The following is a 19,274-nucleotide window of genomic DNA, read 5'->3' as shown; positions in this document are numbered from 1 at the left end:
GCAGCCTGTCGGACTTAACACTGATCTACTGCGGAAAAGCCCGACAGGCTGCTAGCGTCTGTGCTTAACGACAGATTTCATTTGATAGATAATACTGCCTTCTTGTTCAGTCTTCGGAACCGCCCTATGACCCCGACACATCGCTGGCGCGCCGGTTCCCTTAGGCAATTGATCTTGCTGGCATTTTTGCTGGTCGTCACGCCCCTGGGCGTACTCCTGCTGCAAGCCAGCAACGAGCTTGTCGAGCAGGCACGCCAAGGCCGCGAGCAAGCGCGTCTGTCGCTGGAGATCAGTCAGCGCAACCTGCAGCTCAACGTGCTGGCGGAGGACATACTGCGTTCGGCGCGCCAATACGCCATTTTGCAGCGCAGCGACATCCGCACGCGCCAGCAGGAGCAGATAGGTGATTACCGCAATCAGCTGGATATTCAGAGCTTCCTGCTCAGAGGCAATCCGGTCATACCCTCACTGCAGGAAACCCTGGGCCTGATCGAACAGGCACAGAACGGTGAAATCGGACTGCCACTGCTGGAGCAGCTGGCATTGCTGACCGGCAAGCTGATTAGCGCAAGCAACCTTCAGCTGGAGCAGCGACTCGCCGAACTGGATCTTCAGGCCCGTACCACACAGCAGGCGCTCTGGCTGCTGGCGGCGATACTGATTGCAGTCTCGGCGCTGTTGATGCTGTTCTTCAGCCTGCGCATCAGTCGCCCGGTCAGCCAGCTGATTGGCCGCATCCGCGCCCTCGGTCACGGCCAGCCACAGAACACGGCACCGCTGCGCGGGCCACGCGAGCTGGTTGACCTGAACGCCCAGCTCGACTGGCTGGGTGATCATCTAAACGAGCTCGAACAGGAAAAGCAGCGCTTTCTGCGCCATATTTCACATGAGCTAAAAACGCCACTGACCACGCTGCGCGAAGGTTCAGACCTGATGGCGGAGGAAGTCGCAGGTCCGCTCACGGATAACCAACGCGAGATCATTGAGCTGATTCAACGCAACAGCTTTGAGCTGCAAACCTTGATTGAGCAGTTGCTGGACTACAACCGACTGCAGCAACCAGGGCCACTGGATGTGCGCAGCACCAGTCTGGACAGCTGCCTGAATGCAGCACTGCATCCGCACAAGCTGTTGCTTGAGCAAAAACAGATTCTGCTGCAGCGGCCGACAAAAGACGCCAAGTGGCCCACCGATCGGGCCATGTTGCATCGAATTCTCAGCAATTTGATTTCAAATGCGATTTACTACGGGGATGAACAGGGCAAACTCAGTGTCTGCTATCAGATACAGGATGGCCAGATGCATATTGATATAGGCAACAGCGGCCCAACGATTCCGGCCGCTGAAATCGATCAGATCTTCAAACCCTTTTTCCAGGGAAAAAATCGGCGCCGAGGGCCCCTCAAGGGCTCGGGCATTGGCCTGAGCGTCGCGCATGACGCCGCCGTAGCTCTAGGTGCCAGACTCTACCTTGCCCACAATGCCGATCATAAAGTGGTGTTCAGAATCATGTTACCTGCGGTGAATGACAGCCATGCCTCGTAATCTGCTGGCCGCACCCCTGTTGCTGAGCCTGCTCGGCTGCCAGATACCCGAGACCTTGCAGCCAGCGGCCAGCAACCTGGGACCAGCCTGCTATGTCAGTAATGATGCACTGGCCGACCTGCTGCAGCATCAGCAGCGCTACCTGAGCCAGAGCGACCGGGCCCGCAAGCAGCAACTGGCACAGGCGATTAGGAGCAATGACAAGGCGCTCGAGGCGCTGCTGCTCACCAGCCCCATGGCCAGTGCCGAGCAGTTCGGCAAGGGCCGCCGTCTGTTGACCAGCCTGCCGCTTTACCCCAGTGCCGACTGCACCGCAGACCGTTACCTTGATATCCAGAAAAGCCAGCTGGAACCACGCCAGCAGCTACACAGCCTGATACAGCAGCAGAGTGCCAAGATTCAGCAGCAGAGTGCCAAGATTCAGCAGCAAAATGCCCAGATCACTGAACTAACACGCAAGATAGAAGCGCTCACGGATCTGGAACAAGAGATCACGCGTCAACGCAAGGATTTATGATCATGAACAGAACGCCACACCTCCTGCTCGTCGATGACGACAGTGCACTGCTCAAGCTGCTCAAGATGCGTCTGCAGGCACAGGACTACCGCATAAGCACCGCCGAAAGCGGCCAGGAAGCCCTGCAATTGTTGTCCGGCGATACTGTGGATCTGATCATCACCGATCTGCGCATGGATCATATGGACGGCATGGCACTATTTGAGCAGGTACAGCGCCGACGGCCGGATCTGCCGGTCATCATCATGACAGCCCACGGTTCGATCCCCGAAGCCGTATCGGCGACCCAGCGTGGCGTCTATGCCTTCCTGACCAAGCCCATCGACCGTGACCAGCTGCTGGACACTGTCCGCGCTGCCCTCAAGTCCAGCGCACGCCGCCAGGATCAGGAATGGCGAGCCGGCATCATTGGTACCAGCCCCGCCATAGAGTCCCTGTTACTGCAGGCGCAGCGTGTCGCCGAATCCGACGTCAGCCTGCTGATTACCGGAGCCAGCGGCAGTGGCAAGGAGTGCTTTGCCAAGGCCATTCACAAGGCCAGCCGCCGCGCCAGCAAGGCTTTCGTCGCCATCAACTGCGGCGCGCTGCCAGAACAACTGCTGGAGTCCGAACTCTTTGGTCATAACAAGGGCGCCTTTACCGGTGCCATCACCCAGCACCGGGGGCTGTTTCAGGCCGCCCACGGCGGCACCCTGTTCCTGGACGAAATTGGCGACATGCCCCAGCCGCTGCAGGTAAAACTGCTGCGGGCACTGCAGGAGCGTACCGTTCGCGCCGTGGGCTCGACCGAGAGCGTGCCGATTGATGTGCGCATCATTTCGGCCACTCACCGCAACCTGGAACAGGCCATAGAGGCACAGGAGTTCAGGGAAGACCTCTATTACCGCCTGAACGTAGTCAATCTGGATTTGCCGGCCCTGCGCGAGCGCCCGGAAGATATTCCGCTGCTGGCAAGACACTTTCTAAGCAAGGCATCGGACCGCCACAATCCCAAGGTACGCGGCATTTCACCCGGCGCCATCCATCTGCTGGCCCAGGCTGCCTGGCCCGGCAACGTGCGCCAGCTGGAAAACGTGCTCGAACAGGTCGTCGCGCTGAGCAACAGCCCCATTGTGTCCGAAGGCCTGGTCTCCCAGGCGCTGGCCAATCAGGAGCGCGTGGTACCTTCGTTCAACGAGGCCCGGGCCGATTTTGAACGCCGCTACCTCATCAAGGTTCTGCGCATTACCGAGGGCAATGTGACCCACGCGGCACGTATCGCACAGCGCAACCGTACCGATTTCTACAAGCTGCTAAACCGCCACAGCCTGGAAGCGAGTGACTTCAAGCCAGGCGACAACAGCAACAGGGTAGAGAGCCGCGACAGCAGCCGTGTGGCCGCCCGCAAGATAAGCTAGAACGTTATGTATATGGCGTGAAAAGCAGGCTTGGGAGTACTAAGACTCCGAACGGGTAAACGTGCTGCAGGCGCCATTAATCCCGCCCGATGGGCGCCGTGACCGCGCTGGTCAGCGCAATCAGATCAGTGGCCGCCATTTCGATTTCCAGCCCGCGCCGGCCCGCGCTCATGTAGATGCTGGGAAATGTCAGGGCGCTGCTGTCCAGCACCGTTGGCAGGCGCTTTTTCTGCCCCAGCGGGCTGATCCCCCCCACGACGTAACCACTGGTGCGTTCCGCATCCTGCGCCTCAGCCATGGTGACTTTTTTGCACCTCAGCGCCGTGGCCACCGCCTTGAGATCCAGCAGGCCGGATACCGGCACCACCGCAACCGCCAGGCGACGACCGTCACCATTAAGCGCCACCAGCAAGGTCTTGAACACCCGCCGGGGCGACTGACCCAGCGCATCCGCGGCTTCCAGTCCATAGGACGGCGCCGCCGCATCGTGGACATACTCGTGAACCTGAAAACTGATGTTGGCTTTTTTCGCCGCATTGATCGCCGGTGTCATGACAGTGTCCGTTACAGGTGACTAGCGCACCAATATATCAGCAATATCAATTACATCCAGCACCGTACCCTGGCCAGTGGCGACACGCACAACACGATCTTCGAGCAACAAAAGCTCGGTGCCGGCATCATAGCCGTGCAGGCCCCGATTCAGATCGGCGGGCAGGCGCTGTGCATGGCGGCGCAGATCGGGCTCCAGCACCTCACCGCGGGCGACCTTCTTTTGCCAGCCAGGGGGCAGCTCACCGCCTCGATCGAGCTTTTTCTGCAGGCCAGGCGGCAGCGACTTGTGCTTGCCCTGGCCGTCAGATTCACCCGAGAAGCCGGCATCGCCGGTGCGCAAATACTGGCGTATATAGTCTCGATCCTGCCCCGCCAGGGGCGCGAGCAGATAACTGCTCTGGCTTTTTGTACCTTGTACTTCATGCCTTTGCTCATCCGCACGCTCGTGCTTTTTGCCCGAAATTATCTCCGCCTGGCTGTCGTATTTTTTGTCGTGCTTTTTGTCGTATTTTTTATCTTCTTGGGATTCCGGCTTTTGCGCCAAGCCCGGTACCGAGAACGATACCGAAAATGCCGCCAGCAACAAAACAACAGGTACTGCCTTGATTCGCATCATTTGTTCATCCGTGTGAATTTTGAGCCTTCCAGTGTAAGGTTGTACATCAACCCCTTGTTGGAAAAGATAAAGCCGATAATGGGCGACTGCAGCGTATTGGAATCGATGGTGCCACCGGCCCCGATATCCGCAATGGCATAAACAGATAATCAAGTTTCACGATTTGCTCCCCGGTGCTGGCGTCGCAGTGGTTCAACCACCGCCTCCAGCCCATTGAGTTTTATTTCGTAAAGCATGCGCAGCAGGTTCCCAAGCTCCCCGCCGGGAAAGCCCTCACGGGCAAACCACACCATATAGGGCTCAGGCAGATCCAGTAAAACCCGCCCCTTGTATTTGCCAAACGGCATCTTCATATTGGCAATTTTTACCAGCTGTTGCGGGTCAAGGTTCATATTATTCCTCTGGCTCTGCGCATCTGTGTCAATTATAGCGGTACTGCAAAATCCACTGCCGACAGTATTTCTGCAGCCAGCGGCACCAGCCTATACTGTCCGCACAGGCGGGTCACCCCATGCCTACACGCCCATCAACTGTAAAGTACAGGACGGTTTTGAGCTCGCCTGTAGGCGCCGGCTACACTGCGAGATGCAATGACGCCATGCCGATGGCGCTCTGCTGCAGGATCGAATCGAATTTGTCGACCTTGAATACCCCAGGGGTGAGGATTATCTTATTGCCAGATCCAGTCAGGACGCGCCGCTGCGCACCTGTCTTGACCCCATCATCAGCAAGCCACCCTAGTGCAACCAGCCCAAGGAAGACCGATGCCGTACTTGTCCGACCTGCATATATACCCCATTAAATCGACCGCAGGTCTGCGCCTTGAGCGCGCTTTTGTGGAGCGCGAAGGCCTTGCCTTCGATCGGCGCTTTATACTGACCGACAGCCGCGGCCGCTTCCTCACCGCCCGCAAGCACCCTGCCCTGCTGCGCGTGCGCGCCACGCCCTGCGTCGAGGGTCTTATACTGAGCGCCACAGGCTGCGCAGATATGCGATTAAGCTACAGCCAGTTCTCGACCCGCTACCAGCCCGTTCAGGTCTGGGACGATGAGGTGCAGGGCCAGCAATGCAGCGAGGCGGCGGATCGCTGGTTCAGCGACTATCTGGGCATGCCCTGCCAGCTGCTCTACTTCGGATCAGCCTCGAGGCGCGTTACCGCACTCAACCCCGACGCCCCTGTGGCCTTCGCCGACGGTTATCCACTGCTGCTGATAGGTCAGGGCTCACTGCAGGATCTTGCCCACCGCTGCGAAACCCCGCTCAGCATGGGCCAGTTTCGCCCCAATCTCGTCATCGCCGACAGCGAGCCCTATGCGGAAGATCACTGGAAGCGCATTCGCATCGGCAGTCTGGAACTGGAGTTCGTCAAGCCCTGTTCCCGTTGCGTAATGGTCAATCTGGATAGCCAAACCGCGCTAGCCAACCCGCAGCAGCAGCCGCTGCGCACCCTGGCCAAATACCGCCGTGGTGAAAAGGGTCAGGTATTGTTCGGGCAGAATCTGGTGCCGATGAACGAAGCCGTGCTGGAAGTGGGCATGGAGGTCGAAATACTGGAGCTGTGGCCGGCCAATAGTCAGGCACTCTGACGGGAGGCACCTGGTGCCGGCACCGACGGGCGGCTCCAGATGTACAGCAGTGCACAGAGAATGGACAGGCCGGCCAGCGCCTTGAGACGCCAATCGAAATCACGAAACAGCATCGGATAGCTGATCAGCACCAGCATCATGGTCGTGGACAGGCACTTGATGCGCAGCGGAATCACGCCATGGGCTTCCCAGTCACGGATCAGCGGCCCGAACAGCCGCTGATTCAGCAGCCACTGGTGCAGCCGCTCGGAACTGCGTGAAAAGCAGAATGCCGCCAGAATGACAAAAGGCGTGGTCGGCAGCAGTGGCAGGACAACGCCAATGACGCCGAGCAACAGCGCCAGCATCCCGGCCACCAGATAGAATCCCCGCACCACGCCTGGCCGCATCCACCCCTCCTGACAGACGAACAGGCATGTCCGTCCTGTCGATTGCCGTTATTTCCGTTGTTCTCGTTGCTCCCGCCACTGCCCCGCCGGGTAACCTGGCTGCCACCGCAAAGCACCGGCCAGATTCAAGCTACCTCATCATGCCCATCGACGAGGCACAGAGCAACTGCCTCGTAACCTCTCGCAGCTGCCTTACCAGCAGGCGTCGCCCGCCATCACTGTCGGCGGCTAGAACCTCCCAGCTGTGACGTTGCAGCAGCTTGCGCACCAGCAAACGTTGTTCCTGCGGCCTAAGACCCGCACGCTGCCAGTGCTCTGGCCCTGCGCTGCACAGCTTCCACAATGCCGGCTCGCAGCTCTCAAAAGCACGCTTGTGCAGAGCGAAGGCGTCGAGCTCGGCGCGTTCAAAATCTGCCAGCTCCACGTCGGCATCTGGCAGCAGAGCCACCACAAGATCCGCTTCCAGCTGCGCCAGCGGGGCCGGCAACTGGTGCAGCAGGCCGGTACGCAGACGCTGACGCGCCACGCGAATCAGCTCTGTCCCCGCCTCGCTGACCGGCTGCGCCAGAATGCCGGCGAAGGTGCCCCCCACCGGATCACGGGTAGTGCCCAGACGGATGGCCTTGTAGCCATTGTGTCGCCAGAAGCCCAGCAGATCCTGGCTAATGCCAAAGCAGGTGCCAAGATAGTCGACGGGACGCCCGCCATCCTGACCTTGCAGCTGCGCCCAGCTCGCCAGCTCACTCAGCAGGGCGCTGGCAATGCCGCGACGCTCCAGCGCCGGGTGGGTCGCGATGCGCATCACGCGCAGGCAGCGCAGCGGCGCCGCCGCCAGCAAACCCTCCTGGCCAATCAGCGCCTGGGGGATCAGGTGTCCGGCCGGGCGCCGGTAGCCATCGTGAATCGCCGCGGCAAGGTCTGCCGGCAAACCGCCTTCCTCGACCACCAGCAGGGCCCCCACCAGCTGACCCTGGCCGCAGGCAACCCAGACCGACAGATTGGGACTGTCCAGCAGGATACGCAGATCGCCAGGGGTAGTGCGATAGTGCGCCAGCACCAGCAAGCCGAACAGCTGCTCAAGCAGCGCCGGTTGTTGCAGCAGCTGATCACGATCCAGGCGCCGATACGCCAGCTGTGCCGCCGACAAATGGCGCACTGCTGTAGGCTCCGCGGGTTCGGCATCCAGCAACAGCATGCGAAATGACAGCGCCTCCAGCGGGTCATTGGCACTCCAGCGCACGGGCTCTGTCATGCTCAGCGCCCGCCAGCCCGGCGCCCGCCGCTCAAGCTCACGGCGAAAGCGCACCGCAAAGCCGCGCCCGGTGCCTTCATATCCATGCACCGTGGAGGCGAACAGAATGCGACCAAAACGCGCCAGCAGGCCACTGAGCACCGGCGCCGGAATAGCGGCGGCTTCATCCACCAGCAGCAGCTGAGCCTGGGCGAACAGCGCAGTATCACCCTGCAGCAGGCGCTCGGGTGCCATATAGCGCACCGAGCCGCGTGCATGGCGGTAACAGCCGCCCTTGAGCTCCCCGCCCGGCAATTGCGCCTGCACGCGCTCGAAAAGCGCATCCAGTGCAGCCAGGGATGGGGCCGTTACCAGAATGTCACCGCCCTGTTGCTCCAGCCAGTGTGCTGCCGCCAGGCCCAGGGCCGCCGTCTTGCCGCGCCCGCGATCCGCCGTCAGCACCAGCGGCACGGCATCGTTGAGCGCTTGAAGGATCCCGGCCACAGCCTGTTGCTGATCCTGACTGCGAAAAGGCGGCACACAGCGACGCAAAGGAGTGATTTCAGAGGCAGCGCTCGCCTGCAGGGCAAGCAGCCTGGCTACGAGCGCATGAACAGAAGAAAAATGCCCCGCAGGCAATTCCTGCGGGGCCAGTTGCAGCAGAGAAAGCACCTGGCCGTCGGCCTGCAGCACCCGTATCAGATGCTGTACGAAGCGGTGCCCCACATCAGTGGAGTCGTAGGGCAAGGTCGCCAGGTTCTGCTGTTCGGGGTCATCAAACCGGCTCCAGGGCGCGGCGGCGGGTGTCAGCAGAAACAGCACTCCGCCTGCGCGCACGGTACCGACACTCTGGCCAAAGGCATTGGGGTTGAACCCCGCCCAGGCATCAAGCACCACGGCATCGGTTTCACGCCCGAGCCAGCGCTGCACCCGAGGCGCCTCGGTCGCCTCGAAAGGCGCAGGCGCCTCCTGTCCAATCCACAACACCTGCTGCGCAGCTGTGGCCGCCAGCAGTACAGCGGCCTGTTGCTGCGCCCAGAGTGCATCACCCTGCAGCCATACCAGCTGGCGCCCGCGGGTTCCGGGCGTGGCATCTGGGGGGGATTGCAGCTTTTCAGGCATCAAGGGGCTCCGGCAAACAGGGGACAGAAGCGCCGGTAGCCTGTGGCCGCCCGGCGTTGGTCCCACAGTGTACCGATTTTACCCCCGCATCGCCGCAGCGGCCTGCGTCAGATATTGCCGCGCAGGCGCTTTGCCGCCGCCACCATGTTCTCCAGACTCGGGCCGACCTCCTCCCAGCCACGGGTCTTGAGACCGCAGTCGGGGTTGACCCACAGACGCTCGGCCGGTATACGTTCGGCGGCCTTTTTCATCAGCGCTTCCATCTGCGCCACCTCGGGCACATTGGGGCTGTGGATATCGTAGACACCCGGCCCTATCTCGCTGGGGTATTCGAAGTCGATAAAGGCATCCAGCAGCGTCATGTTCGAGCGGCTGGTTTCGATGGTAATAACGTCCGCATCCATGGCCGCGATCGCCTCGATAATGCCGTTGAACTCCGAATAGCACATATGGGTGTGGATCTGGGTTTCAGGCGCCACACCACAGGCCGAAACGCGAAACGCATAGACGGCCCAGTCGAGGTAGTGATCCCACTCGCTGCGCTTGAGGGGCAGGCCCTCGCGAATCGCAGGCTCGTCGATCTGAATGGCGGCGATACCGGCGGATTCTAGCTCGCAGACCTCGTCGCGCAGGGCCAGCGCCACCTGCAGGCAGGTTTGCTGCCGCGGCTGGTCGTCCCGCACAAAGGCCCATTGCAGCATGGTCACAGGCCCGGTGAGCATGCCCTTGACCGGTTTAGAGGTCAGCGACTGGGCATAACGACTCCACTGCACCGTCATGGCGGCATCGCGGTAGACATCACCGTAGATCACCGGCGGCTTGACGCAGCGAGAACCGTAGGACTGCACCCAGCCATTCTGGCTGACCGCATAGCCCTGCAGCAGTTCTCCGAAGTACTCGACCATGTCATTGCGCTCGGCTTCACCGTGCACCAGCATGTCCAGCCCGCAGGCTTCCTGACGCAGGATGCAGTCGGCAATCTCGGCCTGCATCCGGGCCACATAGAGCGCCTCGGTCAGTTCACCACGCCTGTAGCTGGCACGGGTCTGACGAATCTTCGGCGTTTGCGGGAAAGAGCCGATGGTCGTGGTGGGAAAGGCCGGCAACTGCAGGCGCTCGCGCTGACGTGGCGCTCGCTGCGCATATTCAAGACCCCGCTCGCCATCCTTGAGCGACAGCCGCTGGCAGCGCTGCCTGACGCTCTCGCGGTGCACCCGGTCAGAGCTGCGCCGCCCCGCCAGAGCCAGTGCATTGTCCGCCAGGGCCGCGGCAACATTGCCGCCATTCAGTGCCGTTCCCAGCAGCTGCAGCTCATCAAGTTTTTGCACCGCATAGGCCATCCAGTTACGCAACTGTGCATCAAAGGCCGTCTCCTGGGCCAGATCCACAGGCACATGCTGCAACGAGCAGGAACTGGCCAGCCAAAGGCGATCACCCAGTTGCTCTGATACAGGCTTCAGTTCGTTCAGCCGCGCCGACAGGTCTGTTTTCCAGATATTGCGCCCATCCACCACACCCAGCGACAGTACCTGATCATCAGCGAGTTCAGACAGCACACGACGATACTCAAGCCCGCCGCGCACCGCATCCAGATGAAACCCCTGCACCGGCAGGGACAGCGCCAGATTGAGGTTATCCCCCAGGTTACCGAAATAGGTGGTCAGCAACAGTCGCAGTGGCGTACCGGACAGGGCCTGGTAGGCATGCTGCAGCGCCTGCTGCCAGTTCAGTTCCAGCTCCTGCACCAGAATGGGTTCATCGATCTGCAGCCATTCCACGCCCGCTTGTGCCAGCACCTCGAAGAGCTCGCCGTAGGCCTGCAGCAATGCGGGGAGCAACTGCAGACGATCAAAGCTCTCACCCGCGGACTTTGCCAGCCAGAGGTAGGTCACAGGCCCGATCAGCACCGGCTTGACGTCAAAGCCACAGGCTCTGGCTTCGGCAATTTCGGCCAGCAGCTTGTCAGGCGACAAAGTGAAACGTTGCTGCGCCTCGAGCTCCGGCACCAGATAGTGATAGTTGGTATCGAACCATTTGGTCATTTCACAGGCACGTACCGCCGTACCCGATGGTGCCCGACCACGGGCCATGCGAAAGGCCGTATCGAAGGCATCGCTTGATCCATCTTGAAAACGCGCCGGGATGACCCCCAGCAGGCAGGAATGATCCAGCACCTGATCATACAGCGAGAAGTCGTTCACGCTGACCCGCGCCTGGCCCGCCTGCTGCTGTTGCGACCAGTTTTGCTGGCGAATGCGGCTGCCCGCCTGCTGCAGCTGCTCCCGCGTACTGCTGCCGTTCCAGTAGGATTCGAGGGCGAACTTGAGCTCGCGCTGAGCGCCAATACGGGGAAAGCCGAGTGTATGAGTGGTTGCCATTGAATTCATCCCTTGATGCAGCCGTTGAAGTGGCAGGCATTATGACGAAGCATGACAATTAGTTAAATTGATGTATTTTCTAATTTTATTGAATTTAATTCATTTTAAAATTTACAGCGCCACCACAACCAACGACTGCTCTACTGACCCCAGCGCCGGTGCGACTGATTAAGGTAGGCCAGCTCCTGTTCCGTCGAGGCCCGGCCAAGGGCATCATTACGGTGAGGAAAGCGGCCAAAACGCAGGATCAGGTCACGGTGCTGATGGGCAAAATCCAGTGCATTGTCCAGCAGACTGCGGTGCGCGCCATTGAGACTCTGACGCAGGGACTCCAGCTGGGCCACATGCAGGTTCTGCGCCTCCAGCGATTCGGCATGCTCCAGCGGCATGTAGAAAAACAGCCTTTCAGCGGTTTCCAGCGCAAGGTCGTGGCCCAGCGCTATGCCCTGGCGGCAGTTCTGCAGCGCCCTGGCATCACCGCCAAAGGCATCGGGCGTGCCCCGGTAAATGCTGCGGCTGAACTGATCGAGCAACAGAATCAGCCCCAGTCGCCCGCGCGGGTTACTGCTCCAGGCGTCAAGTTCGCCACGCATGGCGCGACGCACCAGAGCGCCAAAGAGCTCATCCAGCTGGCGATCATCCTCTTCTCGCCCCTCCCACCAGAGCCGCTGTTTCGATTCACAGGCAACGCCATTTTGCAGCGGCCCGAACCAGAACAGCAGCACCTCCTCGATCTTCTCTGTCATGACCTACTCCACTTCATTGCCACAGCCAGTCTGCCTGACTCAAAAGTATAGCGGGGCCCGGGGCGAGCGCAGCCGGATTATCAGCCGCGTTTCTGATGTCGCTCCCAGTTGTCCTGACGCTGCGCCTCGTTCTTGCGCAGCATCACATAAAGCGCACCCAACCCGCCCTGCTGTGTCGGCGCCGAATGAAACGCCAGCACCTCATCCAGTGATGGCAGCCACTGGTTAAGGGCACTGCGCATAAGGCTGGCGGCATCGTCTTTGTGACGCCCGCGGCCATGGCTGATGACACAGGTACGGATGCCGTGGGTCAGGCATTCGCGCAGGAAACTGCGCAGTTCATCCCGTGCCTGGGGCAGGGTTTTTCGTAGCAGCTCCAGCCGCGCATCGGCACGGTAGCGCCCCAGACGGAGGTTGCGATAGACGCCATCCTGCACGCCATCGCGTTTCCAGGCCAGGGGATCATAAGGATCGATCGGCTGCAGGATTTCAAGCCCCAGGCCATCCGGGTGACCCTGCGCCGCCCGGCGCCTGGCCGTTATAACCGCCGGCGGCAGCGGTGCCCGGCCTGTATCCGCCCGCGGACTGCTGCGAATGGGCGCAACGCCGTCACGCTGCATCAACTGATCGAAGTCGCTGTTCGGGTCTGAACCGGCCATCGGCATTCCTCCAAGGTTGTAACAGAACCTGCGGGGCACAGGGCAGATCAGTATAACAAGGACCTGCCCCCCGATTTCCAGCCCCGCAGCGAGACTTTCGCCCCAGTGCGATCTGTTCTACAGTGGTCGCGACGAGCTGCGCCCTTATCTGCCTGTAACCTAGTCTGTCAGCAAAGAGGGGAACCACACCGATGCAACGACTGCTACTGATTGTGACCGTAGCGCTGGCCATTACCGCCGCCTGGCTGTTTCTTGCCCCCCAGGACTCCACCGAGCCCACCGAGGTCGTTATCAGCGACCAGGAACGCCAGCAGGCCCAATCCCATATAGAGCAGCTCACCGCCAATGCCGACCAGCCGATTGAAATAGGTCAGGCCAACAGCTTTGTCAGCGCCAATCAGCTATTGCTGCTGCCTGAAAACCAGGTGCTGTCGGACAATATCGAACTGGAAATGGAACTCAATGCAGACCTGATTGATGCCGCCGCTGCAACGGCCTATGCCGTGGACCTGCGCCCGTCCATCAAGCGCGATGATGCCGGCAGCCAGCAGCAGGCACTGTCCAGCGGCACCCTGCCCCAGCTCGCAGGACAAGTGACGTTGCAGGAGTTGCTCAGCAATCCGGAACTGGCCAATGGCAAGATTTTTTACATCCATTCAGTGAATGAGCTGGACAAGGACGGGCTCTGGGGCATTCTTAACAGCGGCCTGATCACCTCCTTTGCGCAAGGGCTGGAACTGCCCCAGGCGGGCGGCTCCATCCAGGTAGCCATTCCCCGGGATGCCGACGAGCGGCTGCAGGACAAGCGCAGCTCCTTTCTGGGCAAGGTGCTGGATGACAAGGTCCGCGAAACCTATATCTACAACTATGAGCAGGGTTTAGTGGGGCAGAATCCGGACCTGATCCATCCAGGCCAGCAACTGGTGGTGGTGACCTTCACCGAAGACGAGCTGGTGCAGATCTATCATCATTTCATGTCAGAGCGTCGCTAGCAGCCTGGCGGCATCCAGATTGCCTTGTGACAGCGGCGGCCCAGGGGCCGCCGGTGTCACCAACAGGCTCAGCTATGGGCCTCAGTTCGCACGCACGAACGCAATAAGCGCATCAATAGAGCCGAACTGGCCGCGCTGCATGATCATGGCACGGCCGAGCTTCAGCACCCGGCTCTCAGCCAGAGCGCGCTGTTGCGGATCCTCAATCGACTCCAGATCGGCAACGTGGGCCAACCCCAGGGTACGACGAATCATCTCGGTACCGGCGTAGCCGATACTGTCGGCCAGCAGATCCGCCAGGTAGGCCTCGCGATAGAGCGCCAGATTCAGCGACGGATCCTGTGTCTTCTCTGCCATCAGGGCGTCAAAGCGCCCGGCAAAGGTATTCCAGAAGCCGGTAACGGTCTCCAGCAGCCAGTCCTGATAGGCGCTGCGCTCGGTTTCGGAGCCAGGTAGCTGTGCCTGACCGGCATGGTTCAGCAACAGGTTGCCCAGCAGGCTGCCAACATCAAAGCCGATAGGCCCAAAGTAGGCGAATTCCGGGTCGATCACCTTGGTGCCCTCGGCACAGGCAAACACGGATCCGGAATGCAGGTCACCGTGCAGCAGGGCTTCGGCGCAGGTCAAAAAGCGGTGCTTGAGCCGGGCCACTTCCAGCTTCAGGGGCGCATCCTGCCACAGGGCTTCGGCCTCGTCCCACAGCAGCGGGTTGATGTTGTTGCGTTCGTGATCGCAGTACGGATCCCAGAAGAACAGATCTTCGGTAATCTTGCAGAGATCCGGATTGATAAAGCGCCCCACCAGTTCTTTCTTGCGGTGCGCATCCAGAAACAGATCCGAGGTATGGAACAGGGTATCGGCCGCAAAGCGCCCCAGCTGTTCGGCCAGCAGCGGCAAGCGGGTTCGAGCAATCAGGGCATGGCGCAGGTTTTCATGGGCGCCTATGTCTTCCATCACGATGGCACAACGCTCGGCATCGAAATGATACAGCCGCGGTACCAGGTCTGGGCAGAACTCGGCCTCCTGCTGCAGCGCTTCGGCTTCGATGCGGATACGGTCCTGGGACAACGGCCAACCCTCACCGATGATGCGAATATAGTGCAGCGCCTGCTTGATGACCACGCTGGTGCCGTCGTCGGAAAAAACGCGGTACACAAAATTGATATTGCCGTCGCCGATCTCTTCGACGCCCAGCGTCGCCCCGGCCTGAAAGACGCCGGAATTGTCCCGCGCGAAAGCTATTACTTCGGCGTCGCTGGAAAACTTGCAGTCGGTCATGGTTTCTGCCCGTAAAATACAGAGTAAAAGCGCCTATTCTGGCAAAAACGCCCGCGATTTGCTTATAGCAATTTCATCTATTTTCATCGCGGTCACTTTGCTATCGTAGCGCACTCATCAAGACAGCCAGTTGTGACTCGCCATGAAAGACCTTATTTCCACCAGTCTGAAATACCAGCAGGGACAGCTCTGGGTACTGGATCAGCACCAGCTGCCCGACCAGGAAAACTGGCTGGAATGCACCTCGGTGGACGCCATGGTGGACATGATCCGCAAACTGCAGATTCGCGGTGCACCCTTGATTGGTATAGGCGCCAGCCTGCTGCTGGCTCATCTGGCCGAACAGGGCTGCGATACAGCCGTGCTTGCAAAGGCCGCAGCCACCTTGCGCGAGGCCCGTCCCACGGCGGTAAACCTGATGAACTGCATGGACCGAATGCTGGCTGCGCTGGCGCAGCACGACGCCGGCGCGCTGATTGGCTGCGCCGAGCGCATCTTCGAGGAAGATATACAGCTGTGCCTGAACATGGCCCGCAATGGCGCCGCCCTGATTGCGCCCGGCGCCCGTATCCTGACCCATTGCAATACGGGCAGCCTGGCCACTGCTGGCGTCGGTACTGCCATAGGCGTCATCGCTGAAGCTCACCGCCAGGGCAAGGGCATTCATGTCTACGTGGATGAAACCCGACCGCTGTTGCAGGGCGGCCGCCTGACCTGCTGGGAAATGCGCCAGCTGCAGGTGCCCTATACCCTGATCTGCGACAGCATGGCCGCCATGCTCATGGCGCAGGGAAAGATTGACTGCATTCTGGTGGGCTCGGATCGAATTGCGGCCAACGGCGACTTTGCCAACAAGGTGGGCACCTACTCACTGGCGGTCAATGCCCGGTATCACCAGGTTCCGTTTTACGTGGTGGCGCCCTACACCACGGTTGACCCGCAGTGCCCGGACGGCAGCCAGATTCCCATCGAGCAGCGTGCCGCGGCTGAAGTTCAGGGTGTCAGCGGCAGCTTCGGCAAGGTGCGCTGGAGCCCGGAAGACGCACCGGTCTACAACCCGGCCTTTGACGTGACGCCGGCCAAACTCGTCACCGGCTGGATTCTGGATACCGAGGTACTGTCACCACAGCAGATTGAGACCGGCGCCCTCAGCCGCCTCTAGACGGGCGCCTATCCCCAAAGCCAGACCGGCCCCGCGGCCGGTCTGGCTTTCTCCCAGCTACTATCCAGCAATACCCGCCAGCCCTTAGCTGTCCCTACCGATTTTCCCGACCCACAGCGCTTTAGGTGTTTATCGCGCTTAAGTCTCCTGTCGCCAAAAACAAACGCTCTAAGCCACTGAATTATATGTACTTTATAGAAAAGGCGACTCAACTGTCTCCAATAGGTAACATCTGGCGAAGCTATTCCCCCGCTATTAAGCTCTCAGTCAGGGCCGCGGCAGCCAGATATTTTATTTAAGCTATTGTTATATAAGTACTTTATTTCACCTAAAAAGACATCATTACTTTCTGGCATAGATATCGCTATAGACACAGCGAGACTTATCAAAAGGAACGGAGATGTCCATGAACAGCCTAGCCACATACGGCCTGACCATGACCCTCGCAGCAACCCTGTTTGCAGTATCCACCAGCCCCCATGCCGACCCTGTTCAAGACCTGTTTAATGACCTGGATGCGGACAAGGATGGCAAGCTCAGCTGGCAGGAATCCAATACCTATGCAGAGCTGAAAACCTATTTCAGCTCCCTCGATGCCAATCAGGACGGCTACCTGACGCCCTTCGAATTCGGCGTTACGCCCCGGGCCCAAAGCTAGCAGCGACCCCGGCAAGGCGCTGGGGCCCACCTGTGTGACAGACGGCGATTACGCAGCTTGATGCAGGACGCAAGTGGGGGGCGGCACTGGAGCGGCAGACTAAAAGTCGATTGAATCGACCCAGAGTTGCTCTTCGGGCTCCAGATACAGCTGTTCATGCAGTTTCATGGCCCAGTCTTCGCGGCCGATAAAGGTATCCAGCAGCGCAATGGCCAGTACACGGGCCGCCGGCGTCTGACTCCACACAGCCGTGGTGAGACAGCGCCAGTGGTGGGGATCGCGTTTTTTGGGGTGGATAATCTGGTGCATGCAGGCTTCACACAGCATGACGCAGTGTTCGAAATTGGCCTGCGCCTCCATCGGAGGCACTTCAAATACCTTGAGCCTGACGCCCTGACGGTCACACAACTCGCAATGAGCACCACAGCGTCGTACCAGATCCTTGCCAAAGACCGACAGCCCGTGCTGCCGCTCATGGTACCTTTCCTGCCCGCGGGACATTACCGTATCCCCCCTGTTATAAAGTCTGTCTCAATCATAGACCAGCCAGAAGCTGGCAGCCTGTCGGGCACCGTTTCAGTTCGGAATATTCCTCACAGAACAGGCAGCGGGCGGCACATGGGAAAGCTAGAACCCCCGTGCCGACGAGGTGCTGCGCCTTGGGTCGGCGCCACCGTAAAAGGTGCCATCCTCGGCCACCATAATGCTCTGAATCGCCCCCATGGCGGCTTGCTGCGACACCTTGTGCCCCATGCCTTCAAGCAGTTTCACCGTATCGGGGCTGATACCCTCCTCCACCCGGATTTCATCCGGCAACCACTGGTGATGCACCCGCGGCGCATTCACCGCGGCCTGAATATTAAGGTTGTGGTCAATTACATTCATCAACACCTGCAGCGTGGTAGTAATGATGCGCGACCCGCCGGGGCTGCCTGTCACCAGGAAGTTTTTGCCATCCTTCTGCACTATGGTGGGAGACATGGAGCTGAGCATGCGTTTGCCAGGCTCAACCTTGTTTGCCTCGCCCCCCAGCAGCCCATAGGCATTGGGCACACCGGGCTTGGCGCTGAAGTCATCCATCTCGTTGTTCAGCAGAAAGCCGGCGCCATCCACCACTATGTGCGAGCCGTAGCTGAAGTTAATGGTGTAAGTGTTAGACACAGCATTGCCAAACTTGTCGACCACCGAGAAGTGTGTGGTCTCGTTGCTCTCGTAAGGCACCGGATTACCGGGCTTGAGGCTGGCACTGTCGGTGGCTTTCAACGGATCAATGCCGGCGCGCAGTTCGGCGGCATAATCCTTCGAGGTCAGTCCCGCCACCGGCACCTTGACGAAGTCCGTATCGCCCAGATATTCGGAGCGATCGGCGTAGGCGCGCTTCATCGATTCGGCCATCAGGTGAATGGTCGCCGCCGAGTTATGCCCCATTTCCGCGATGGGATAACCTTCCAGCATATTCAGAATCTGCACCACATGGGTGCCGCCTGAGCTCGGTGGACTCATGGAGTAGACATCATAGCCGCGGTAGTTGCCATGCACGGGCTTGCGAATGGCGGGAGCGTAGTTTTTCAGATCCTCATGGCTGATCAGACCACCGCCACGCTGCATCTGCGCCACTATAAGGTCGGCGGTTTCGCCTTCGTAGAAGCCTTTTACGCCCTGGGCTGCGATGCGCTTGAGGGTGGCCGCCAGATCCTTCTGCACAAACCGCTCGCCGGCTTGATACAGGCTGCCATCCGGCTTGAAGAACACCTTGGCGCTGGACTCGAACTGACGCAGCCTGTCGGCCCGCTCACTGATACCGTCGCTGAATCGAGACGGTATGACGAAGCCGTCTTCCGCCAGCCGGATTGCCGGCGCCAGCGCATCGGCCAGTGACAGGGTGCCGTATTTTTCCAGCGCCAGCGCCAGGCCCGCCACGGTCCCCGGCACACCGGCCGCCTTGTGGGAATAGCGGCTCAGATCACTGTCGGCATTGCCGTCCTTGTCCAGGAACATGTCCCGCGTGGCACCGGCGGGCGCCTTTTCGCGGTAATCGATCGCTACGACTTCGCCGGCCGTTTCGGAGGACACCAGCATAAAGCCGCCACCGCCAATATTGCCCGAGCGTGGCTGGGTGACCGCCAGCGCAAAGGCCGCCGTGACTGCGGCATCAATGGCATTGCCACCGTTTTCAAGCACCTTCAGGGCTTCGTCGGTGGCCAGGTAATGACTCGTCACTACCATGCCATTGCGGGCATCGACCGGCACACTGCGGTCGCCCTCCAGAATGGCCGCGGCCTGAGCGACGCCTGCCGGCACCAGGCACGCTGAGGCAGCGAGCAGCAGTGCAGCCAGGCCGGCGCGCCCCTGAATGACGGCAATTGAGTTTCTTAATTTTACGGGAAGGTGCATATGAACATCCTTGAATGACTACTGTTCTGCGGGTCCGCATCCACGGACA

18 protein-coding genes are annotated in these 19,274 nt (G+C 60.1%); 7 read left to right on the top strand and 11 right to left on the bottom strand.

Annotated elements, in window-relative coordinates:
* The first annotated feature begins 126 nt into the window (after nt 1-126).
* From MRS74_RS13850 to MRS74_RS13840, 3 genes are read left to right on the top strand one after another with little or no spacing between them, the layout of a single operon-like run.
* Nucleotides 127-1,545 carry a sensor histidine kinase gene (locus MRS74_RS13850; protein ID WP_254580871.1) on the top strand — a complete coding sequence of 473 codons (1,419 nt, stop codon included), beginning with the start codon at nt 127-129 and terminating at the stop codon, nt 1,543-1,545.
* A complete protein-coding gene (locus tag MRS74_RS13845) occupies nt 1,535-2,062 on the top strand; it encodes a hypothetical protein (RefSeq protein WP_254580870.1) in 528 nt (175 codons plus the stop codon). The genes MRS74_RS13850 and MRS74_RS13845 overlap by 11 nt, the downstream gene beginning before the upstream one ends.
* Nucleotides 2,059-3,459 carry a sigma 54-interacting transcriptional regulator gene (locus tag MRS74_RS13840; protein WP_256557941.1) on the top strand — a complete coding sequence of 467 codons (1,401 nt, stop codon included), beginning with the start codon at nt 2,059-2,061 and terminating at the stop codon, nt 3,457-3,459. Before MRS74_RS13845 ends, MRS74_RS13840 begins: the two co-directional genes overlap by 4 nt.
* 76 nt (nt 3,460-3,535) lie before the next feature.
* On the opposite strand, the gene ybaK is transcribed toward MRS74_RS13840, so the two are convergent.
* The 3 genes from ybaK to MRS74_RS13825 are packed head-to-tail and all read right to left on the bottom strand — an operon-like array spanning nt 3,536 to nt 5,022.
* Entirely contained in the window at nt 3,536-4,012 is a 477-nt protein-coding gene (gene ybaK, locus MRS74_RS13835; RefSeq protein ID WP_254580869.1) for a Cys-tRNA(Pro) deacylase, read from the bottom strand.
* Between the two features lie 21 nt (nt 4,013-4,033).
* Entirely contained in the window at nt 4,034-4,783 is a 750-nt protein-coding gene (locus tag MRS74_RS13830; protein WP_254580868.1) for a hypothetical protein, read from the bottom strand.
* Nucleotides 4,780-5,022 carry a DUF3820 family protein gene (locus MRS74_RS13825; RefSeq protein ID WP_254580867.1) on the bottom strand — a complete coding sequence of 81 codons (243 nt, stop codon included), beginning with the start codon at nt 5,020-5,022 and terminating at the stop codon, nt 4,780-4,782. The genes MRS74_RS13830 and MRS74_RS13825 overlap by 4 nt, the downstream gene beginning before the upstream one ends.
* Before the next feature lie 372 nt (nt 5,023-5,394).
* Between MRS74_RS13825 and MRS74_RS13820 the strand changes: the two genes are divergently transcribed.
* Nucleotides 5,395-6,216 (top strand): MOSC domain-containing protein, encoded by an 822-nt coding sequence (locus MRS74_RS13820; protein WP_254580866.1) that lies wholly within the window; start codon nt 5,395-5,397, stop codon nt 6,214-6,216.
* On the opposite strand, the gene MRS74_RS13815 is transcribed toward MRS74_RS13820, so the two are convergent.
* From MRS74_RS13815 to smrA, 5 genes are all read right to left on the bottom strand, one after another.
* A complete protein-coding gene (locus MRS74_RS13815) occupies nt 6,204-6,605 on the bottom strand; it encodes a YbaN family protein (protein ID WP_254580865.1) in 402 nt (133 codons plus the stop codon). The two genes, MRS74_RS13820 and MRS74_RS13815, sit on opposite strands and share 13 nt — an antisense overlap.
* A 130-nt stretch (nt 6,606-6,735) precedes the next feature.
* Complete coding sequence (locus MRS74_RS13810; protein WP_254580864.1) at nt 6,736-8,958, bottom strand: tRNA(Met) cytidine acetyltransferase TmcA; 2,223 nt, start codon at nt 8,956-8,958, stop codon at nt 6,736-6,738.
* Nucleotides 8,959-9,065: 107 nt separating this feature from the next.
* On the bottom strand, nt 9,066-11,336 hold the full coding sequence (gene metE / locus MRS74_RS13805; protein WP_254580863.1) for a 5-methyltetrahydropteroyltriglutamate--homocysteine S-methyltransferase: 2,271 nt from the start codon (nt 11,334-11,336) through the stop codon (nt 9,066-9,068).
* A gap of 140 nt (nt 11,337-11,476) precedes the next feature.
* Nucleotides 11,477-12,082, bottom strand: coding sequence for a DUF924 family protein (locus MRS74_RS13800; protein ID WP_254580862.1), 606 nt, complete (start codon nt 12,080-12,082; stop codon nt 11,477-11,479).
* An 80-nt stretch (nt 12,083-12,162) separates the two neighbouring features.
* Entirely contained in the window at nt 12,163-12,741 is a 579-nt protein-coding gene (gene smrA / locus MRS74_RS13795) for a DNA endonuclease SmrA (protein WP_254580861.1), read from the bottom strand.
* Nucleotides 12,742-12,932: 191 nt separating this feature from the next.
* On the opposite strand from smrA, the gene MRS74_RS13790 reads away from it, so the two are divergent.
* The gene (locus MRS74_RS13790) at nt 12,933-13,733 is read left to right on the top strand and encodes a hypothetical protein (protein ID WP_254580860.1); all 801 of its coding nucleotides are present in this window, start codon (nt 12,933-12,935) and stop codon (nt 13,731-13,733) included.
* Between the two features lie 81 nt (nt 13,734-13,814).
* Here the strand turns inward: MRS74_RS13790 and mtnK are convergent, their stop codons facing one another.
* The gene (gene mtnK / locus MRS74_RS13785; RefSeq protein WP_254580859.1) at nt 13,815-15,011 is read right to left on the bottom strand and encodes an S-methyl-5-thioribose kinase; all 1,197 of its coding nucleotides are present in this window, start codon (nt 15,009-15,011) and stop codon (nt 13,815-13,817) included.
* Between the two features lie 142 nt (nt 15,012-15,153).
* On the opposite strand from mtnK, the gene mtnA reads away from it, so the two are divergent.
* Nucleotides 15,154-16,173 (top strand): S-methyl-5-thioribose-1-phosphate isomerase, encoded by a 1,020-nt coding sequence (mtnA, locus tag MRS74_RS13780; protein WP_254580858.1) that lies wholly within the window; start codon nt 15,154-15,156, stop codon nt 16,171-16,173.
* Nucleotides 16,174-16,579: 406 nt separating this feature from the next.
* The gene (locus MRS74_RS13775) at nt 16,580-16,831 is read left to right on the top strand and encodes an EF-hand domain-containing protein (RefSeq protein ID WP_254580857.1); all 252 of its coding nucleotides are present in this window, start codon (nt 16,580-16,582) and stop codon (nt 16,829-16,831) included.
* 99 nt (nt 16,832-16,930) lie between these two features.
* Here the strand turns inward: MRS74_RS13775 and MRS74_RS13770 are convergent, their stop codons facing one another.
* Both MRS74_RS13770 and ggt read right to left on the bottom strand, forming a co-directional pair.
* A complete protein-coding gene (locus MRS74_RS13770) occupies nt 16,931-17,332 on the bottom strand; it encodes a phnA protein (RefSeq protein ID WP_254580856.1) in 402 nt (133 codons plus the stop codon).
* A gap of 126 nt (nt 17,333-17,458) precedes the next feature.
* The gene (gene ggt, locus MRS74_RS13765; RefSeq protein WP_254580855.1) at nt 17,459-19,225 is read right to left on the bottom strand and encodes a gamma-glutamyltransferase; all 1,767 of its coding nucleotides are present in this window, start codon (nt 19,223-19,225) and stop codon (nt 17,459-17,461) included.
* Nucleotides 19,226-19,274 lie beyond the last annotated feature (49 nt).

The organism is Marinobacterium sedimentorum (assembly GCF_024267675.1).
Classification (GTDB): domain Bacteria; phylum Pseudomonadota; class Gammaproteobacteria; order Pseudomonadales; family Balneatricaceae; genus Marinobacterium_A; species Marinobacterium_A sedimentorum.
Note: the sequence above shows the minus strand (reverse complement) of the source record. Positions and strands in the feature narration are given on the sequence as shown.